This window comes from Paenibacillus amylolyticus (genome assembly GCF_051136285.1).
In the GTDB taxonomy this organism is placed as follows: Bacteria; Bacillota; Bacilli; order Paenibacillales; family Paenibacillaceae; genus Paenibacillus; species Paenibacillus amylolyticus_F.
Window position 1 is genome coordinate 2,581,189 of record NZ_CP194938.1, and the last position, 18,625, is coordinate 2,599,813.

The 18,625-nt window shown below is 44.3% G+C and carries 15 protein-coding genes; 10 read left to right on the top strand and 5 right to left on the bottom strand.

Features of this window, described 5'->3' with window-relative positions:
* Positions 1-495: 495 nt before the first annotated feature.
* The 4 genes from ACR8BL_RS11450 (at position 496) to ACR8BL_RS11465 (ending at position 5,040) form a co-directional block, all read left to right on the top strand.
* Entirely contained in the window at positions 496-1,632 is a 1,137-nt protein-coding gene (locus tag ACR8BL_RS11450) for a GerAB/ArcD/ProY family transporter (protein ID WP_434752719.1), read from the top strand.
* Entirely contained in the window at positions 1,589-3,094 is a 1,506-nt protein-coding gene (locus ACR8BL_RS11455; protein WP_434752720.1) for a spore germination protein, read from the top strand. The genes ACR8BL_RS11450 and ACR8BL_RS11455 overlap by 44 nt, the downstream gene beginning before the upstream one ends.
* Complete coding sequence (locus tag ACR8BL_RS11460; RefSeq protein WP_434752721.1) at positions 3,091-4,254, top strand: Ger(x)C family spore germination protein; 1,164 nt, start codon at positions 3,091-3,093, stop codon at positions 4,252-4,254. Before ACR8BL_RS11455 ends, ACR8BL_RS11460 begins: the two co-directional genes overlap by 4 nt.
* 255 nt (positions 4,255-4,509) lie before the next feature.
* Complete coding sequence (locus ACR8BL_RS11465) at positions 4,510-5,040, top strand: hypothetical protein (protein WP_434752722.1); 531 nt, start codon at positions 4,510-4,512, stop codon at positions 5,038-5,040.
* A 330-nt stretch (positions 5,041-5,370) separates the two neighbouring features.
* Here the strand turns inward: ACR8BL_RS11465 and ACR8BL_RS11470 are convergent, their stop codons facing one another.
* Entirely contained in the window at positions 5,371-5,655 is a 285-nt protein-coding gene (locus ACR8BL_RS11470; RefSeq protein WP_434752723.1) for a hypothetical protein, read from the bottom strand.
* Positions 5,656-5,883: 228 nt separating this feature from the next.
* Here ACR8BL_RS11470 and ACR8BL_RS11475 point away from each other — a divergent pair, with 228 nt between their 5' ends.
* Positions 5,884-7,188: an MFS transporter gene (locus ACR8BL_RS11475; RefSeq protein ID WP_434752724.1), complete on the top strand. Its 1,305-nt coding sequence runs from the start codon at positions 5,884-5,886 to the stop codon at positions 7,186-7,188.
* Positions 7,189-7,382: 194 nt separating this feature from the next.
* Here ACR8BL_RS11475 and ACR8BL_RS11480 read toward each other — a convergent pair whose 3' ends face one another.
* Positions 7,383-8,672 (bottom strand): galactokinase, encoded by a 1,290-nt coding sequence (locus ACR8BL_RS11480; protein WP_434752725.1) that lies wholly within the window; start codon positions 8,670-8,672, stop codon positions 7,383-7,385.
* A 503-nt stretch (positions 8,673-9,175) separates the two neighbouring features.
* Positions 9,176-9,664: a copper amine oxidase N-terminal domain-containing protein gene (locus ACR8BL_RS11485; RefSeq protein ID WP_434752726.1), complete on the bottom strand. Its 489-nt coding sequence runs from the start codon at positions 9,662-9,664 to the stop codon at positions 9,176-9,178.
* A gap of 374 nt (positions 9,665-10,038) precedes the next feature.
* Between ACR8BL_RS11485 and ACR8BL_RS11490 the strand changes: the two genes are divergently transcribed.
* From ACR8BL_RS11490 to ACR8BL_RS11510, 5 genes are all read left to right on the top strand, one after another.
* Complete coding sequence (locus ACR8BL_RS11490; protein ID WP_434752727.1) at positions 10,039-11,433, top strand: hypothetical protein; 1,395 nt, start codon at positions 10,039-10,041, stop codon at positions 11,431-11,433.
* Between the two features lie 130 nt (positions 11,434-11,563).
* Complete coding sequence (locus ACR8BL_RS11495) at positions 11,564-12,370, top strand: hypothetical protein (RefSeq protein WP_434756679.1); 807 nt, start codon at positions 11,564-11,566, stop codon at positions 12,368-12,370.
* A gap of 224 nt (positions 12,371-12,594) precedes the next feature.
* Positions 12,595-13,194, top strand: a complete 600-nt coding sequence (locus ACR8BL_RS11500) for an RNA polymerase sigma factor (protein ID WP_434752729.1) — start codon at positions 12,595-12,597, stop codon at positions 13,192-13,194.
* A complete protein-coding gene (locus tag ACR8BL_RS11505) occupies positions 13,142-14,131 on the top strand; it encodes a DUF4367 domain-containing protein (protein WP_434752730.1) in 990 nt (329 codons plus the stop codon). The genes ACR8BL_RS11500 and ACR8BL_RS11505 overlap by 53 nt, the downstream gene beginning before the upstream one ends.
* A 450-nt stretch (positions 14,132-14,581) precedes the next feature.
* Positions 14,582-15,427: a DUF4367 domain-containing protein gene (locus ACR8BL_RS11510; RefSeq protein WP_434752731.1), complete on the top strand. Its 846-nt coding sequence runs from the start codon at positions 14,582-14,584 to the stop codon at positions 15,425-15,427.
* Positions 15,428-15,849: 422 nt separating this feature from the next.
* Here ACR8BL_RS11510 and ACR8BL_RS11515 read toward each other — a convergent pair whose 3' ends face one another.
* Entirely contained in the window at positions 15,850-18,306 is a 2,457-nt protein-coding gene (locus tag ACR8BL_RS11515; RefSeq protein WP_434752732.1) for a DEAD/DEAH box helicase family protein, read from the bottom strand.
* The gene (locus ACR8BL_RS11520) at positions 18,290-18,616 is read right to left on the bottom strand and encodes a nucleoside triphosphate pyrophosphohydrolase (RefSeq protein ID WP_434752733.1); all 327 of its coding nucleotides are present in this window, start codon (positions 18,614-18,616) and stop codon (positions 18,290-18,292) included. Before ACR8BL_RS11520 ends, ACR8BL_RS11515 begins: the two co-directional genes overlap by 17 nt.
* Positions 18,617-18,625 lie beyond the last annotated feature (9 nt).

Genomic DNA, 18,625 nt, shown 5'->3' on the forward strand with positions numbered 1-18,625 from the left:
TAAGCTCATCTGAGATCGTTAGAATATTTAAGTTGTGAGTGAACACTCTAAAACTACAATTAAACTAAAATTCTAACCCTTAGCTCCCCACCCTAACCTCTCACCAAACCGGTGGTTCCGTTACCATACGTTAAAACAAGATTTGGTTTGTTCATGTCCAGCACTAAAGGGTTGAGCCACATGAACTCGTCCGTATCCAACATTAAAGAGTTGAACCGAATGAGCTCGTCTGTGTCCAATGTTGAAAATCGAAACGTTAATATTAAGAAATTAAACCGTTTGAGCGAACACTATACCCATCCTGCATAGCCTGATGTATTCCTTATTACTTATTACTTATAACTCATGCCTTTTACTTCATACTTCATATGTTATAGCTTTCTTTCCGCTCCGTCCATCTCGGGCTGCTTTTTCTGTGAAAAAACTGAAAAACGAATCATTTTCTCATAGTCTGTACAATCTAACGAAAACAGGTTGAAAAGAGAGGGGATGGACATGAGTCAGGAAAAAGGACAGATCACCATCTGGTTATCCATCTCCATTATTTTGCTCAGTGCCGGACTGGTCTGTCACGTCTTGTCTGTCCCAGCCATTCTGGATGTGGCCGGAAGGGATGGATGGCTCTCTGTTCTCGCTGCAGCACCATTGTTCATACTGTTCCTGGGTATGATGTACATCATTATCCGGCGTATTCGCGGACAGCGGTTGACCGATTGGATTACCCGTGAGTTTGGCCGGGTACCCTCCTGGATTTTCCGCATAACTGCGGCCTTCTTGTTATTCTCGTTAGGGACACACACATTATATGAAACCACCAACTGGACAGTATCCACCTATCTCCCATTTACACCGACCTATGTGCTGGCTGGTGGAGGGGCTCTGGTTGCTGCGTGGTCTGCAGCCAAGGGCATTCGTTCGATTGCGATGACTTCTAGCATCCTGTTGCCCCTAGTCATTCTGCTTGGCTACTTTGTCATGTCAGCCAATATGAAATACAAAGATTACAGCCAACTGTTACCCATCATGGAACACGGCTGGACTCCCGTCATCCGAGGCATGATCTACTCACTCGCGGGACTAATGGAAATCTGGGTTTTGATGCTCTTTCAACATGACATTAAAGGCAAGCTGCGCTGGTGGCATGTGCTTCTGTTAGGCCTTTTCATGCTCAGCATGGCGCTAGGGCCTACGCTCGGAGCCATTGTCGAATTCGGGCCAGAGGAAGCGGCGAAACAGCGAAATAGTCCCTATGAACAGTGGAAACTCGTCAATATCGGCAAGCTGTTTCAGCACGTTGATTTTCTCTCGATCTACCAGTGGCTCAGTGGTTCCTTTGCACGTGTCGCCATCTCCATGTATTTGATTGTTGATCTTCTGGATATCCGAAGACCTAAAAAGAGATATATTACTATCCTCTGTCTCACGCTGATCATGTGCGCTTTTGCCATCCAGTGGTGGCGGATTGATTACGTTGATTATTATGTCGATCACATTCAATTTCCAGCCATGCTCTCTTACGTGGCAACAATCACCATCTTATTGACATTGGCCGCTCTTATTCATAAAAAGGACAAGGAGGCTTCTACTCATGACTCAACCGTCGCGAACGACACCAACCCTTCCAGGGACTAAACCGTTCCGTATTGATCAGCATCATCTGGAAACCTACTTTTCAGGCTCCGATGATGTTATTATCGACAGCCATCGGCTTGGTGACGGACAGATGAAGCTGGTTGTCGCTTATTGCAGTGGCATGGTCGATACACAGATTATCCATGACATCATCTTGCCGGAAATAAAACGAACCTACGACATCACACATTTCATTCGCAAGTCTGACATTGAAAAAAATATTAGCCTGCAATGGAACAGCGTTGACCTTGATGATGCGCAGTATGGAACGGAGCTGATCTCCCTTCGTGTTTTTGAGGGGCATCTGCTCCTATGCCTCCCCTCGCTTCAGGCCATGTGGAGCATCGACATCTCCAACATGGCTACACGAACACCAGAGGAGTCCACCACAGAAGTTTCGATTCGCGGAGCGCGAGATGGCTTTATTGAACCTCTTGCTGTCAATGTTTCCTTGATTCGCAGCAGACTTCGTACCGCTGAACTTGCCTGCAGCATCGAACTCATCGGGTCACGTTCGGCAACCAAGGTGGCTTTGATGTACATGAAAAATATTGCCAATCCAGAGTTAATCAAGGATATTAAACATCGTCTCGGTTCCATTCAAACCGAACGCCTTATGACAGCGAATGATCTGGAAGAGTTGTTGTCACCTGCCAGGATCACACTGTTCCCCTTGACGCATTACACGGGCAGACCCGATTTTGCAGCTGAATGCTTGCTGAATGGTCGCTTCGTTCTGATCGTTGATGGCAACCCCAGCGTGATTATCGGTCCTGTAAATCTGTTTCTGCTGCTCAAGTCACCAGAAGATGCCAGTTTTCCTTTTCTGCCGGTTAACATGGGGCGGCTACTACGATTCATCGGTCTATTTGTCACTATATTTTTGCCCGGTTTCTATATCGCTCTGACTTCTTTTCATATGGATCAAATTCCGTTTCCACTCGTCGCTACGATATCCGTCGGCCGGATGGGTCTTCCCATGGAGTCTGGTATAGAGATGTTTCTCATTATGCTGCTCATGGAGCTGTTCCGGGAAGCAGGCGTCCGTTTACCCAGCGCCATTGGACAGACGCTAACGGTGGTCGGTGGTCTGATTATTGGAGATGCAGCCATTCGGGCCGGTATGGTCTCTCCGCTTATGATCGTTGTCATTGCCATTACCGTTGTAGCTGGAGCGACCATTGTCAATCAAGTCATGACCAGTTCCATTCTCATTCTACGTTTTCTTTGCTTTATCTTGGGAGCGACACTGGGAATTTACGGGTTCATTCTGTCCATGATTCTGTTTCTGATCTACCTGACCGATCTGAAATCGTTTGGCATCCCGTATCTGACCCCCTTATCGCCCCTTAACTTCAGACAAGCTATTGTCTCCCTGTTCAAAGTCCCGACGGGTTTGGGGAAACGCAGACCTGTCTACCTGGAGACACAAAACCCCCGCAAGGATGGTAAAGGTCGATGAGCGGCATGCTTCGTCGTTGGCTGCTTGGAACGCTCAGTCTGTCGCTCTGCATTATGACCACGGGATGCTGGAGTGCCTATGAAATCCAGCAGGTAGACTATGCCAAAGCGATTGGCATTGAATATAAAGATGACATGTATCATATCTACGTGCAGACACTTGATTTTTCCAGTGTAGCCAAAAGTGAAAACTCAAGTAAAACTGCTGATGCGCCTCCCATCTGGGTCGGACACGCTCAGGGAAAAACGATGAGCCTCGCCATGAATGAATTATGGCGTGCATCACAGCTTCACATTGCCTGGGGGCATGTGACAGCCATCGTCATGGCAGAGAGCGTGCTGAACAACCAGCACATCAAGGATGTGTTTGACATGCTCGGAAGATTCCCGGAAGCGCGATATACCACATGGGTATACGGTACGCGGGAGCCTTTGCTTGATATCCTGAGCACCGCTTCGATCTACAACCTGTCTCCACTGGACAGCATCCTGCACAATCCGTTGCCCAGCTACATGGAAAATTCACTATTTGCGCCTGTACTCAGCTTTGAACTGATTGCCAAGCACAATGATCCCGCGACCACGACGTATCTGCCTGTCATTGCCTTAAACAAGGACTTATGGCTGCAAAATAAGAAAAAGCATGACTTATTCCTGATTGAAGGAGCTTTTTTTGAAAGGATGGGAGAAAAGCTTGAATATATGCCGCGAAGATCTCTTCCGGGTTATCACTGGCTTGTTAAAAATATGCGCCGGGCTCCCTTGTTAATTCAAAAGAGTAATGTGATCTATGGAGCGCTCAGCGTTGGGCTGCCGACGATTAAAATTGAACCGATCATCCGGGGAGAGAATGTTACCTTTCGAATTAATGCCAAATATCTGACCGCACTGTATGAATATCTCGTTCCCATGTCATATGACGAGATGACTCGAATAAGCGAGGCTACGCTTAAAGAACAAATCATGGAAACCTATCGAAATGGATTAAAACAGGGAGTGGATATATATGGTCTACAAGAAAAACTGTATCGTAAGAACCCAAAATTGTGGCACAAGTTATCCGGGGATGGGAAAAAGCTGATTCTCACGGAGGATTCCATTGAGACTTTAAATGTTCACCTGACTATTCCGTATACTGGGAAATACAAGAGGAAAGTGTAAGGGAAGAGACCCTTCTGCTGATAACAAGACATGTTAAGCAGGAGGGCTTAGACGTTATATTTTTCAGCGCAAAATCGGGGAGTTGTAGTATATCGTATTCGTATATTGGTTCAGCCAGCCAAACATTCCATATGGGAAAGACAAGATACGACTTGTGGATTCCATGTTTATGTTCCCTCCTGCTTTAAAAATCAGGCATGTTTTTAGAAAATATAGCTCATACTACCTTCAGGAATATATTGAAGGAGTGACAACATGAGTTTAAAACGCATAGCAGCTATTGGAGCGATTCTGGCATGTACATCGTTGGTTTGGGGATGCGGGAACGGGAACAATAATAGCAACCAGTCGGCAACGGATCAGTCAGGCCAGAATGAACAGATCCAAGGCTGGGGAGACCCCAAACGGTTAGAAGCTTCTCACCTTGAAGCTCTGGAACGGATGGAAAAAGATCATATCCATCGCGTGGTTTCTCTGAGCGTCAACACCGATGGTGATCAGGTCATGACAACGCTGGAGCGTTCAAGTCAAAAACTTGAAGAGATGAGGCCGCTCGCCGAGATGCTCCGATATGAAGGCCATCCTGCTTTGCTACAACGAATTCAGGAAATGTCAGGAGATATTGAGGGTTCCAAAAATGCTGTCACCGAAATGAAAAACAATCCGCCGTCCGGAAAAATTAAAATCCAATCGGCGAAGACGGATGCCCTTCACCATATCAGTAGTTTTCGCGACTACCATGAATATGCACGAGATCAGGTCAAGGTGATGAATAAACAAGACTAAAAAGCTTTGAAAAATGTGACCTGTTGCCATCTAGAACAGTTAGACCCGGAGAGCATCACTCTGCCGTTTCTAACTGTTTTTTATGTTGCGTTTGAAGTACAAACTGCTGTTGTACCAAAAGAACTTGAAGATAAGAAAATCAAGTAAACAAGCTATTAAACATTAAGAGATTCTAAAATTCACAACGGGGAAGTTGATACTAGAAATAAGGCTGAGAAAGCAAGCTTGGTTTATTTCAAAGAAACCAACGGTATTGACGTTGTTTTTTACAGATCATAAGTTCATCCCTACGGACCTGTATCACACAAGTTCAGTACCGATGAGATCAAATCATTCCACCCAAAGAGATACCCATACAAATAAACAGAAAAAAACAACAGGTGCCAGCGCTCCAGTAGCAACCCAGATCCATAACTTCACTGGTCTAGCGTCGCTCCAATACTCCTTGATCCCATTCAAACGTCCATTGCGCCAGTTGGCGAACTTTAGCTGACGAATCATTCGCTGCATCACTTGCTGCCGTTCTTTCCCTTGCGGTACATCTTCCAGCGCACAACGCAGTTCTTCATATAAACGAGCCTCTTCCTGAATTATCTTTCCGTTCGATGTATTCACTAGTTCTCCTCCTCAATACAATGCTTTCCACTACATTAAATAACACTGTAAAAGACGACCAAGTTTACTGTTTTACTAAACATTCTATCACATCATATGCAATCGGCTTACAAATTCAGGATTGAAATCCAGTTTACAATATCATAGATTTATATTATTCCAGATTCATAATTCAACCTAGCTAGTATGAAACAAAGACCACCATTCATCTACGAAACGGGGGAACGAATGAAGATCAAATTAAAATCTACAAAACATAACTACTCCAAGCTGTTCGGTGCCTTTTCACTTACTTTTCTAGGAGATGGATTAACTCTCGCTGCCGTACCTTGGCTTGTCTCCACCCTGACGACGGATACGTTATATGCATCCATTACGATGACAGCCTTGCGGCTGCCCTGGCTTATCTTCAGCTTGCCGGTAGGCGTACTCATTGACCGATATTCACGCAAACATATGCTGGTCGGAGCCAGCTTTACCCGTATGATATTCCTTTTGTTCCTAACCGTATGTATCTGGGGAGGCTGGATCAGCATACCTCTGCTTGCCTTGTTTATGTTCGGGATTGGTCTGAGTCGTGTGGTCTTTGACAGCACGGTACAGACGATTATTCCTCAGATTGTGGAGGAGGAAAATCTGGAAAAAGCCAACGGCCAATTTACAGCTGGGCAGCTGATCACCAGTGATATCCTGGGCGTAGCCCTCGGCGGATTTATTATTACGATGCATATCGTCTACCCTTTTGCCATCGACACCGTTACGGCTATCATCTCACTGCTACTCATTATGGGTTTGCGCGGTAGCTTCAAGCCTGTGAAATCCAAAGAATCCCAAGTCCAGGAAACATCAGCGGAAACTGCCGAACAATCGACTCAGGATAAATCACAGCAGGAGACTCGTCCGATGAAAAATTGGAAACGTGAGATATGGTCTGGCATCCAGTATGTGTTTCAAGACCGTTTTCTTCGCGGCCTGGCTATCTTGTCAGTAACCATCACGTTAATGTTTTCCATGATTCTGGTGACTCAAATTTTCTTTGTGCGTGAAGTATTACAGTTGGAAGCGTATGCATTTGGCATACTTATCTCGATTGCAACCATCGGTAGTATCCTGGGTAGTCAGGCTGTAGCTTATATGCGAAAACGCTGGAGTTCCAAGCAGCTCATTCTGCTCTCCATCCTGTCGATGGGTCTGCTCTATGGAGCTGTTGGTCTGACGTCCAATGCGTATGTGGTCGGTGGCCTGTACTTTTGCGCAGCCTTTTTCATTGTTGTCTATAACGTGGTGCGTTCGTCGATCCTGCAGCGCTCCGTTCCAAATGAACTACTCGGACGTGTAGGCAGTGTATTCCGTTTCCTGTCCTTTGGTATCAGTGCCATCGGCACCTTGCTGGGTGGATTACTCGTTCGTGTGAGCGAAACCTTTTTCGACCGTTTGTTCTCTCTGCAATTGCCTTATCTTTTACTTAGCGTCGTTTACATTCTCGCCTGCTTCCTGTTCGCTTCCAAAATGCGAAATATAGCTGAGAATTGAGTACAGCATTCATCAATATAAATATAAACATATCGTCGATTCGATTCCTTCAAAAACGGAGACAATCTTAACTATCGTTTCAGCATGAGGCTATTGGTGGATCTCAATCTAAAATAAAAGCGGACTCGGAAGGAATATCCTACCCGAGTCCGCTTTTATTTTATTCTGTCTTTATATAGCTCTAACCAGCCTGATTATTTAAGTTCTGCATTCAAGCAGATCGAACCGTGTTGACGCACGTTAACAACAATCACAGGGGTATCCAGCATACCGCGCATCCAGTTCATATACTCTTCTGCCTTCTCGTTCGGCACAATCGCCAGAATGACGCCGGCAAATCCACCACCATGCACACGACATGCGCCATTGCCAAGTTTGCTCAGGTAGTTCTCGGTCAGCGCGAGCGCTACCGAAATTTCTTGTGCACGAGAAGCTCCGCCTTGATATACGTTTTGCAGCCATTTCCATGAGGAGTTACCGGATGCTGTGATCAGCGACAAGAAATCATTGAAACGCCCCTCACGCAAAGCCGAAACCTCTCCGTCCACCCGTTTGTTTTCTTCCAGGAAATGCAGCGCACGCAATACCGCACGATCTCCGGCAGCTTCACGAATCGCAGGCAATTTTGCATAAATATCTTCTTCTGAGATTTCACGAACATACTCAGCGCCCAGCGCTTTCGCAACAGCTCTCATCTCATTGGGTACGGATGCATAATCTTCCGTCAGGTCGGCATGGTTACCACCTGTATTCACGATGACCAAGGAATATCCGTTCTCTTGGAAATTCCATTCCACAGGCTCAATCACAGGTTCAGCCGGGTTAGCAAAATCAATTGAGATCAGACCGCCATATGCACAAGCCATCTGATCCAGAAGACCGGACGGTTTGTTCCAGAAGTGATTTTCGGCATACTGTCCAATCTTCGCCAGCGTCACAACATCCAGCTTGCCATCGTTATAGAAATGGTTCAGGATCGCGCAGATCAACATTTCAAAAGATGCAGATGAACTTACACCCGAAGCCGCAAATACGTTGCTGGAGATATCCGCTTTGAATCCACCGATGTTGAAACCCAGCTCCACAAATCCCGCTGCCATACCGCGAATCAATCCGGTTGTACCGTCGTCTTCTGCGTTCGGTTTCAGGTCTGCAAGGTTGATGACATACTTGTTGTCATATCCCTCGGAGTAGAACGTAATCACGTTGTCGCCTGTCGGCACAGCCACGGCAATCGTATCCAGCGTAATACTTCCCGCCAGCACTTTACCATGGTTATGATCCGTATGATTCCCGCCGATCTCGCTGCGTCCCGGGGAACTGAATAGATGCATTTTCTCCTGCTCACCGAAATGCTCGCGGAACGAAGCATCCAGCTTCTCGTAACGGGCACCCTGCTCCTCTACATGCTGTGGTCCGTACATTTGCGCAAGCAAAGCCTGTCCCTGTGTTGATTGAATGAGTTCTGTTACCTGTGTGGTCATCTCTATTCCTCCCATTTCATATGCAAGCGGCATGTAACCGCTATCCCTTATGTCGTCTAAAATCCTTCATCGGATTAGCCATCCCCATTATCTCAGCTTCTGAGCCGAAAAGGTAGGGCAGAATTGAAATTTTGAAAGCGTTTTTTGAAACATGTGTCCATTCGGGACAATGTATAATCCCTGACTTTGAAGAGAATATGGAATATCGATCTTGATGGTGTATTTTCTTCCATATTTTCGTTGAAAAGGAGCGGATATATACATGCCGATTACAGTATGTTACTTGAGTAATATACGGGCTGAAATGCTTTAGTCTGTTTCGTTGTGTGATAAGGTGCGGTGGATTCTTCTTGCTAAAAAGAAAAAAACCTTCAAGACCCTTGTTCCATAAAGGAAGAAGGCCTTCAAAGGTTTGGATTCGAATTAGTTAGGCTTCAATGAACAGCCGTTTGCCTACATCAACCCAAACTGTAACTAAACACATCGATTGTCACTGAGTACTCTTATTGAATGCTCGACATTTGCGCCGAGATGGACACGTTCCCCTCTTTCACGATAACCTCGTTGAAGAAAGGTTCAAAGAATGAAGCAGCTACATATGTTACGCCTTTCCTGGATTGAACGGGTACAGGCAACTCTGTATCCTGCGTCAGATTGATAATTTTCAGCTTGCCCGTAAACTTCGCTAGCGTGCTACCATCCTTCACAACAACCGATTGGATGCTGTCTTCGACAAGTATGGCCTTCTCTGCTGGCAGCCAGCTAACCTTGTAACCCAATGACTCTACCGTAGCGCGTAAAGGCACCAAGACGGTTCCTTTATGCTCAAAAGGCATCAGTTCTGTTTTACTCGTCTGTATCTCTTTACCGTTCACGGTTAAGGTATAGGCTGGTGTGGATGCCGCTGCACTGACTTTGGTTGCCGAAGCATACAGTGCTCCGGCTACGGTCACGACGCATAGTGCGGTAGCAAACAGTATCCATTTTTTCATAGCATGTCATCCCTTCTGTTTCTGTTTCGATTGTCAACCTCTCTATTGTGGTAAACGTTATCAATACAGGTTTAGTTTCATAGAATTTAAATTTTCTGTTGTTCAATGATAGGCATACATACTCCTTTCAACTACATTTATTATAGAAAATAAAAAATAACTTTATTCTCTAATTTGTATATACATTCCATTTATGAATTGATATAGTAAAAACATAGAATAGGAACAATTTGTATATATTACAATAATTCCTATTTAAGTATAGCTGGCCAGCTTACTATCATCAAACCTTTTATTTCCAATTTCCAATGTTAAATTTTTTAGTATACCTAACTGTTCAAACCATTAAATATCTATGTAGGGAGTGCAATGGAATGCGTTTAAAATTCAAAAAAATGAATGTTCAATTCAAGTTTTTTCTTTCGGTAGCTGTAGCTTCCTCAGTTCTCTTTGGGCAAGTAGCAATGCCCACTTATGCTAGTTCTTCAGTTGAGGAGACAATTAAGCTCCAGGGGACGGAACTCATCTGGAATACAAATGAAACTGGACAAACACTAGAAAAGGTCCTTTTAAACGATCAGGAAATAGTATACTCCTATAATTCTAATAACAATAGAGTTTCAAAAAAAATCCCCGATGATATCGTCAACTATACCTATAATCAAGACTCGCAACTGATATCTGAGTCCAACAGCAATCAAAATATTCAATTTACTTACGATGAATCTACCGCACTTATCGATGGACTGATTGTAGAAGAGAACGTCTATCATTACATTAAAGATGATGACCTTAATGTTATAGCAATTAATGACAGTGAAGGAAATGAAGTTGCAAAATATCAATATGACACGGATGGAAAGACGCTTTATATATTAGGACAAGATAGCAACGGAAAATGGATAGACCGTAGTGAAGATACTGAATTCATTGGCGTAATTAATCCAATTCGTTTGCATTCTTTATACTATGATGCCGAGACCGGTTGGTACTATAATGGTCGTCAATATTATGATTCTGTAAATAACAAATATATAGTCGGTACGGACCATCTGAGATCAATGACAGATGACTCTGTCTCCGCTATGGCTTCAGATAATATGGCTATTAGAATACACAATTGGAGAACAAATCTGATGAATAGCTCAGATTTTGGAAAATCAATCTCCTACTCATCGAAATGGTATGATAATTTATCTGATGTAGAACTACTATCTCGATTAATATATGGTGAAAACACCGTTTTGACTGCAGACCAAAATGCAGTAGCTTGGGTCTTGATTAACCGAAAAAATCAAAACTCCTCTGTTTTTGGTGGCAGCACGTATCGGGGAGTAGCCACTAAATCTGGCGCTTTTGAACCCCTCACGGGTGGAAGCAGTGGTACAACGAATGCACGTGTTCCGAATACCAGTTCTCCACGCTGGAGCAATGCGGTATGGATTGCCTGCACCTTGTTGACTACTTCTAGCACAGCTGACTATAATGAATTCATAACAAAACCTACAGGAATTTCCAATCAACTCTATTTTGTAGGACTTTCATACTTTTTAACAGGCGTTAGCCAAGATAAGTCACCTACAGGCTCAGGCATCAAATATAGTTTCAATGGTGGAAGTACTTTTGTAGATATTAAGGATATTGTCGTGGTTTTTGATACTACAGATGTTTTCCAGAACCCTACTTCCAGATCTGCAATTACATCGAATTCCAGACTAAATACAGCAGCGAAAAGAAACTCCCATAATATATTCTTTAATACGAAATAATTGATCTATTTTCACTATATAGTGCAACAGTAGAGATATGCCCTGCTGTTGCACTATATTATATTAAAATTCTTATTAGAAGGTGAACAATTTGAAGCGAATCTGCCTTTTTCTATTCTTAGCTCTTGGAATGTTGCTCGTTTCCTGTACAACTACAAATCTTGCTTCTGAGAAACAGGAAACTCAAACTAAATCTGAGAGTAGCTTGCCCACAGGGTACACACTTGATGCGATCAAAGCAGCACTACAAACTTATATTAATGATCAATTGTGGTACAATTCAGGATTAAATCTTGAAAACTCAGGGCAGAATATTACAGCTTTCGAGAAAAATATTGGGCAGAACATCCAGTTAGAAGTACGAAACTACAACGGTAAAATCTATGCAATCAACCCTAAAGAAAACAACGACGAAGAATGGCTTGCTTATTTCAATCTTAAAAACGGGATAGTTTACTGTGATTCACTTTTGTTTCCGAAGGATTCTGCCTGGCCACAAGAGAAATATGAGGTTGTAGATTACACTCAAATGGATATCCAAGAGCCGCATCAACCTAATTATGGCGATTCACCATATAAAGATAAGATGGTCACTGGTGCCATCAACTATTTGGAGAAATTTTTAATTGATATGAAAAGTGGTGAACAAGCAAAGGATTGGGATCATGTGCAAGGATATTTGGTGAATTTCCATGAGTATGACGAAACAGCGAATGCCTGGTTCATTAAAAGTAATGGCGAAGCCGTTTACGTACCATTTTTGTTTATTGAGAACAACGGAACGATAAATGTAGATGGGATCACAGGGTATAGTGTAAAGAAGATGATGGACAAGGCTCCAGATGATCCGGATCGAGTGATGTTCGAACGCCAGATTCATGATGCAATCAAAACAAAAGCGAATTTGTCTAATAAATGGGAGACACCCCCATCTTAGTCTTTAATCAATAAACATTTTGCATTCATCACGAGTTACTCATCGTGATTTCTGAAACAAACTAATCTTAGATGTTGTGAACTGTAACACCTCCTTTCCGAGGTGTTTTTTCTTTTATCAAAACGAGTGGGCGCCTAAAGTTATTCTCTATATGTTCTTTTGCATCCCACCTGTCACATTTTGTATCTCTCATACCGTCATACTATATGTTAGGGGGGAATCACTTGGAAGAACCAATTCAGCAGATCATCAAGGATGTGCTGCAAGGAGAAAAAGATAAGTATGCCTTGATCGTCACTCGCTGTGAAAAATTCATCTTTAATTACTGCTACCACATGCTGGGGGATTACGGCGATGCAGAGGACTGCGGCCAGGAGGTTTTCCTGAAGGCTTATCGCGGACTGCATACCTATCAACCGGATCGACCTTTCGAAGCGTGGCTGTACCGCATTGCCTATAACCATTCCATTGATATGCTTCGCAAGCGCAAGGTTACAAGGCTGCTGCCTTTTTTGTACAAAAACGACCGGGAGAACAATCACGTGGATCAAGCGATCAATCACAAATATTATAACCCTGCCGTTTTACACGCACTCGCTGCACTGTCCGCAGAAGAACGAAGCTTGCTGATCCTGCGCTGTGTCGAGGACAAGAGCTACAACGATATCAGTCTCGTACTGAATCAGAATACCGCATATTTACGCAAAAAATTTCAACGTGCTGCTGCCAAATTCAGAAAGAACTATGTCAGCCAAGAGGAGGAAAAGCCAAATGACGCACAACGATCCCGAACACGAGCTGAAACCACTATTTCAAAAAGTTGAACCTTCAGGCACTACCCTGCAAGATCGGATCATGAGCCAAATTCACAAAGAATCCGCACAGAAAGAGCGATTCATCATTAAACATCGTGTCGGGGTCCTGCTTGTGGTAGGCTTGCTGCTGACAGCATCCACCGGCTTTGCGGCAATGAAATATCAGTCGTTATTCAACGACAATGGCGATGTGCTTTTGGAAGAAAAACCACTCACTGATGATCCAGTCCACCAACGATCTCAAGAAGAACAGCTCCGAATGGAGCGTATGAATGAAATCTGGATGAATGAAATCTGGATGAATGAGATTAAACCGGGTGAAGCCGCATTGATCTATGTCGTTCCGAATAATCCACATCATCAGTTCGATATCCGGTCTAACCCGCTTCGAGTTGAAAATGTTGAGCAATTAAGCCACATGGTTCATGTCCCTGGCATACCGTTATCTCAAGAACTTATAGGTGCTTCACGTACATATACTTTTCAGAAGGCTAGTGTAAGTATGGAGTACAAGCAGGATGTATATGAGCTTTCGGATGAGAAAAAAGAAGCCCTGGTTCAAGAGCTGCGCCTTCAAGCTCAAACCTCAGGTCAGGATCATGCGCTAATGCCTGTGCCTGTAACCGATCAATTCTGGCTCTCTTCCATGACTTACGTTAGCGGACAGAATGAAATCTCGCTAAGTATTATGAATAACAAGGATAACGAACCACTGATCGCTTCATATGATGAGGATCTCAACACCACCAGTCGCAAAATAAAAATTCACGGACAAGATGTGATCGCGCGAACATACGGCGGGGATGTCACAGAACTAATGTGGGTCTATCAGGAGCCGAAAACCAAGTATGCATACCACTATACGCTTGGTGTTCGAGAAGGTGTGGTTCCTCTGGAAGAGTTAATTCACATTGCGGAGACTCTGATTCCAGCATCTGATCGTTAAATTTTCCGAATCCCAAAAGGAAAAAAATAAAGGCTTATCCACTTCAACAGAATGAAGCAAGATAAGCCTTTTTTTATTTTGATCGTATATTCCTACCTCTATCTATCTCTATCTCTATCTCTATCTCTATCTCTATCTCTATCTCTGCAGCAGTATAGTAAATATTCTTGCGCATACTTCTCATCGGAAACAACCCATAGCTAACACGCCAATGAATTGAAATAAAAGCTATAAATTACATAATTTATTTAACCGTTTGTCACACTATAACCCCTTCCTTCCGTTATATCCAGTGTAAGAAGGGAGGGGAAATCATTGGAGCACTTCGATCCCGGGCAGGGTCTGAAATTACGATTTCAGAAAGTTGAACCCGTTGGTAATGCCTTATGTCACCGGATTATGAACCAGATTCACCTTGAAGAAAAAATAAAACCAAAGGAGCGATTTTTCGTGAAATACAAAATCAGTTTTCTACTTACTCTAGGTTTATTGTTAACCGCCTCAACCGGATTTGCTGCCGTGAAATACCAGTCTCTAACCAATGGCAACGGGGATGTCCTTTTTCAGGAGAAGCCCATGACCCACGCACCGTCTAATCGTACCGAGGATGACGACAAAAGAATTCGTCTCATGAATAACATCTGGGTCAATCAGATCAAACCTGGTGAAGCAGCGATCATCTACATCGTGTCCAACAATCCGAATCAGGAGCTCTACCTCAAGGCGAATTCGCATATTATTAAAAATTTTACCACCATGCAAAAGATGGTTAACATTCCAGGCAGACCTCTAGCTAAAGAGATTGCTGGCAAAGGAACAGAAAAATATACATTCCAAAAAGCAAGCGTGCATATGGAGCATGGAATGGACCTCGACAAGCTCTCCGAGACGGAAAAGGCAGATATCGCTAACAAGCTTCTTCTGGAAGCACAGGCTTCAGGAAAAGACTACGCCTTGATGCCAGTTCCTTTTACAGACCAGTTCTGGCTCACCACCCTGACTTACGCCAGCGGCAAAAAAGAAGTTTCTCTGGTCATTCTGAACAGTCAGGACACAGGCACAGTCACTGCTTCATATCAAGGTAGCCTGAAAGTTACTAGTCATAAGATTAAAATTAACGGGCAAGATGTCATCCAACGGACATATGGCAGCGGACCTTCCGAGTTCATATGGGTGCATGAAGACCCAAAAACCAAGTATGCTTATCACTACAACCTGAGATCAGCTAAAGGCAACATCTCCGGTGAAGAGCTGCTTCGCATTGCAAAAACGCTGATTCCGACAGCAAAAAAATAATGTTTTCTGCTCAAAAAACACATGAGAAAAAAGCTTATCCACTTCGTGTGCGGGATAAGCTTTTTTTATTTTATATTTACCGCTTCATCCCGTTCAAAGTAAGAATACAACCGAGATCGTTATAAAAATGGCAAACTAAACTTTTCTTACGGTGTTATACACTAATAAGAAACAATGTTAGTTTTGTTGCTTATTTATATAGAAAGGTCGTTATCTATGAAAAAAATAATCGCAAAGTTAGCCTCTATACTAGGTTATGGACTTTTAACTTCCCTTTTTATTTTCTTTCTTGTAGCACTAATTGCAATTATCATTCTGGCTATCTATGAGTTCAGAAACTAATCACCACAAAAATATAAGAAACAACAAAGCCCATGTTGAATCAGCTTCGTTGCCACTAATATCTTTTTTAACATCTTAAACTAAACTACAGATACAGGATTGCCTTTTTCGAAATATGAATGCAAGCGATACAAACATACTTCACGTGTCCAGCGATATAACACTGCCCGTTCCTCCGTATTCTGCACTTCTACATTCAGTGAAAACACGCCATCTTCGAATCGGGTCATACTGTTCTTTGCCCCACTCCACTTGGACATGGGCATGTCGATAATAAGCTTTCTGATCTCCATTTCCGTTTTCTCATTCCATTCCACGAGCGAAGCCTTACCTTTGTCTGAAAAGTCCTTTCGTTTTCGATACTCCTTCTCTGTAAGATACCTATAGAAAAATTCAGCCATCTCTCCCGGTGTGATTGGTTCCATCCAGTGCACTTCGCCTCGCTCCAGCATATAGAGCAGCACGACCATTTTATAGCTTTTGTTCATCAGCGTCTTCTCTACATCCCGCAGCCATGCCTCGTGCCGAACATAGATCTCTCCCTCAGCCGGGGTTAATAATTCCGCCCAGTAAAGGAAAGCGACATATGAGCCAAATTCGCTCCGGTATCCGATGCTTTTAGACTGCCCCATAAGATGAAGCTCCAGATAAGTCGGGATGCGACCAAGCTCACGTTTGACAGCCAGAAAATCCTGATGCAATTTCTCGCGGGGTGGCATCCGCTTGCGGCTTAGCTCCTGAAGCAGATTCACTACTCGGGTATCCAAATGCAGGCCGCAGTTATCCGGAATCTCCGGTATAGCTACGTCCAGCGCTTTTCCGCCGCGTTCCTCGTCTCCCCGTACATCAAACAGGCTAAGCTTCACATCCGCATTGCGATAATTCCCGATCAGGTCGATGATGACACAGTGGGACTTCCCTTCCGCTAACCTCAACCCACGACCTACCTGCTGGGTGAATACGGTAAGTGACTCGGTTGGACGCACGAAGAGTAGTGTATCTACGCTTGGAATATCCGTTCCTTCGTTAAACAAATCTACGGTCAGCACAACTTCCAGTTCACCCGTACCCAGCCGCCGAATGGCTTCCTCGCGCGACATTTCCGATGTACGTGAATGCAGACTAAGCACCTTCACCCCCTGACTGCGGAAATACGCAGCCAAGTAGTCCGCTTGGCGAATAGATGAGCAGAAACCGATGGTTCTCGTCTGCTTGTGCCGCATCCAGGCCGCATAGATCGTTTCCACATGCTCCTCTTGTAGCTGAACGGACATAAGCTGTTCTTCATCATACTTGGTACCGATCCAGCGAATCTGCGAATAATCCGTATCGTCGAATACACCGTAATACTGGAATGGCGCCAGCCATCCCCGCCGAATCGCCTCGATAAAATGCATCTGGTACGCGACATTTCCGTCACACAGTGCATATACATCCTTACCATCCAGTCTGTCCGGGGTTGCCGTAATACCCAGCAAAAACTGCGGACGGAAATACTCAATGACCTTCATATACGTCTTCGCTGCCGCATGATGGAACTCATCCACCACGATCAGATCAAAGGCATCAGCCGCAAACACATCTCGATGTCTTTGCAAACTCAGTGTATAGATCGAAGCGTACACACAGTCTGCCTCTCCATCCTTTTGCTTGCCGTTAAATATCCCATGGCTACGTTCTGGCATGATCTGCTGGAACGATTTTTTCGCCTGATTCAAAATCTCTTCCCGGTGCGCTATGAACAAAATCCGCTGAAATCTTTGGGCAAAAAATCCCGCCAGATAAGTTTTGCCAAGTCCCGTCGCCATCACCACCATGGCTTTTTCATACTGCTCCTCCATCGTGGCGTTCAATGCTTCGAGTGCATCTAACTGAGCAAATCTTGGCCGAATAGGCAGGAATGGCATGACAGCAGACTCTTGTTCGATCTCGTCCTCTGGCAGTCTTGTGCCAAACTCCGCTTCCTCCATCTCGGTGATCCGCTGGATCATCTCTGGGTTCTTCTGGTGGTACTGCCGGTACTCTTCTTCATATAATGCGATGGAATCCGGGTTCACTGGTAAGGTGGTCTCGTGATAGAAACTCTGCATGAACTTCTCCAAAGCCGACTGGAACGTATACGGCTCTGCCTCCGCATTCATTGCCAAGTTCCATTCATACCCCGTCTTCAGCGCCGTGAATGAAAAGTTCGAAGAGCCGACAATTAGCATGCCTTCTCCATGTTCATGATCAAACAGATACGCTTTCGGGTGAAAAGAAGTACCCATGCTTCGCCAAAGTCTTGCTTCGATTCGTGAATCAACTTCACAGAGCGCCCGTAACCCTTCTGGCTGTGTGATATATAAATAATCTCCAGCGAGCATCCGCACCTCTGCCCCACGTTCTGCCGCTCGTTTCAAATGCGGAGCAAGCAGCTTGACTCCAGATTGCATCATAAAAGACGTCATAATATAAATCCCGGACGCATGCTGCATCCGGGTAATAAGTTCATCGGCCAGATTGTCGGTAATGAGTTTTACATTAAGCTTCGTCGACATCGATCAGATACACTCTCTCCTGAAATCCTCCACGCGCCTCAGCTTTATCTGCACGTAGCTTGTCCAGCTGCGCCGCATTAGCTCCATGCACCTCTGCCAACGCCCGGATCACTTCGAGCATATCTGCCAGTTCCTCTAGCGCTTCTTGATCGCTTCCTGCACTCATGTATTCTTCCGACTCTTCACTCAGCTTTGTTCTCAATTCTTGCTTATATTCCTCCGGGTCCAGAATGCGCGTCCGGCACTCCTTACCGCTGGATGTAATATTATGCGGAATCTTGTCCCGCACCAATTTGTTGTATGTAGGCATGTGGTATAT

Coding starts and splice junctions, on each gene's coding strand:
- ACR8BL_RS11450 (WP_434752719.1), top strand. CDS start 496: ATGAGTCAGGAAAAAGGACAGATCACCATCTGGTTATCCATCTCCATT.
- ACR8BL_RS11455 (WP_434752720.1), top strand. CDS start 1,589: ATGACTCAACCGTCGCGAACGACACCAACCCTTCCAGGGACTAAACCG.
- ACR8BL_RS11460 (WP_434752721.1), top strand. CDS start 3,091: ATGAGCGGCATGCTTCGTCGTTGGCTGCTTGGAACGCTCAGTCTGTCG.
- ACR8BL_RS11465 (WP_434752722.1), top strand. CDS start 4,510: ATGAGTTTAAAACGCATAGCAGCTATTGGAGCGATTCTGGCATGTACA.
- ACR8BL_RS11475 (WP_434752724.1), top strand. CDS start 5,884: ATGAAGATCAAATTAAAATCTACAAAACATAACTACTCCAAGCTGTTC.
- ACR8BL_RS11480 (WP_434752725.1), bottom strand. CDS start 8,672: ATGACCACACAGGTAACAGAACTCATTCAATCAACACAGGGACAGGCT.
- ACR8BL_RS11485 (WP_434752726.1), bottom strand. CDS start 9,664: ATGAAAAAATGGATACTGTTTGCTACCGCACTATGCGTCGTGACCGTA.
- ACR8BL_RS11490 (WP_434752727.1), top strand. CDS start 10,039: ATGCGTTTAAAATTCAAAAAAATGAATGTTCAATTCAAGTTTTTTCTT.
- ACR8BL_RS11495 (WP_434756679.1), top strand. CDS start 11,564: ATGTTGCTCGTTTCCTGTACAACTACAAATCTTGCTTCTGAGAAACAG.
- ACR8BL_RS11505 (WP_434752730.1), top strand. CDS start 13,142: ATGACGCACAACGATCCCGAACACGAGCTGAAACCACTATTTCAAAAA.
- ACR8BL_RS11515 (WP_434752732.1), bottom strand. CDS start 18,306: ATGTCGACGAAGCTTAATGTAAAACTCATTACCGACAATCTGGCCGAT.
- ACR8BL_RS11520 (WP_434752733.1), bottom strand. CDS start 18,616: ATGCCTACATACAACAAATTGGTGCGGGACAAGATTCCGCATAATATT.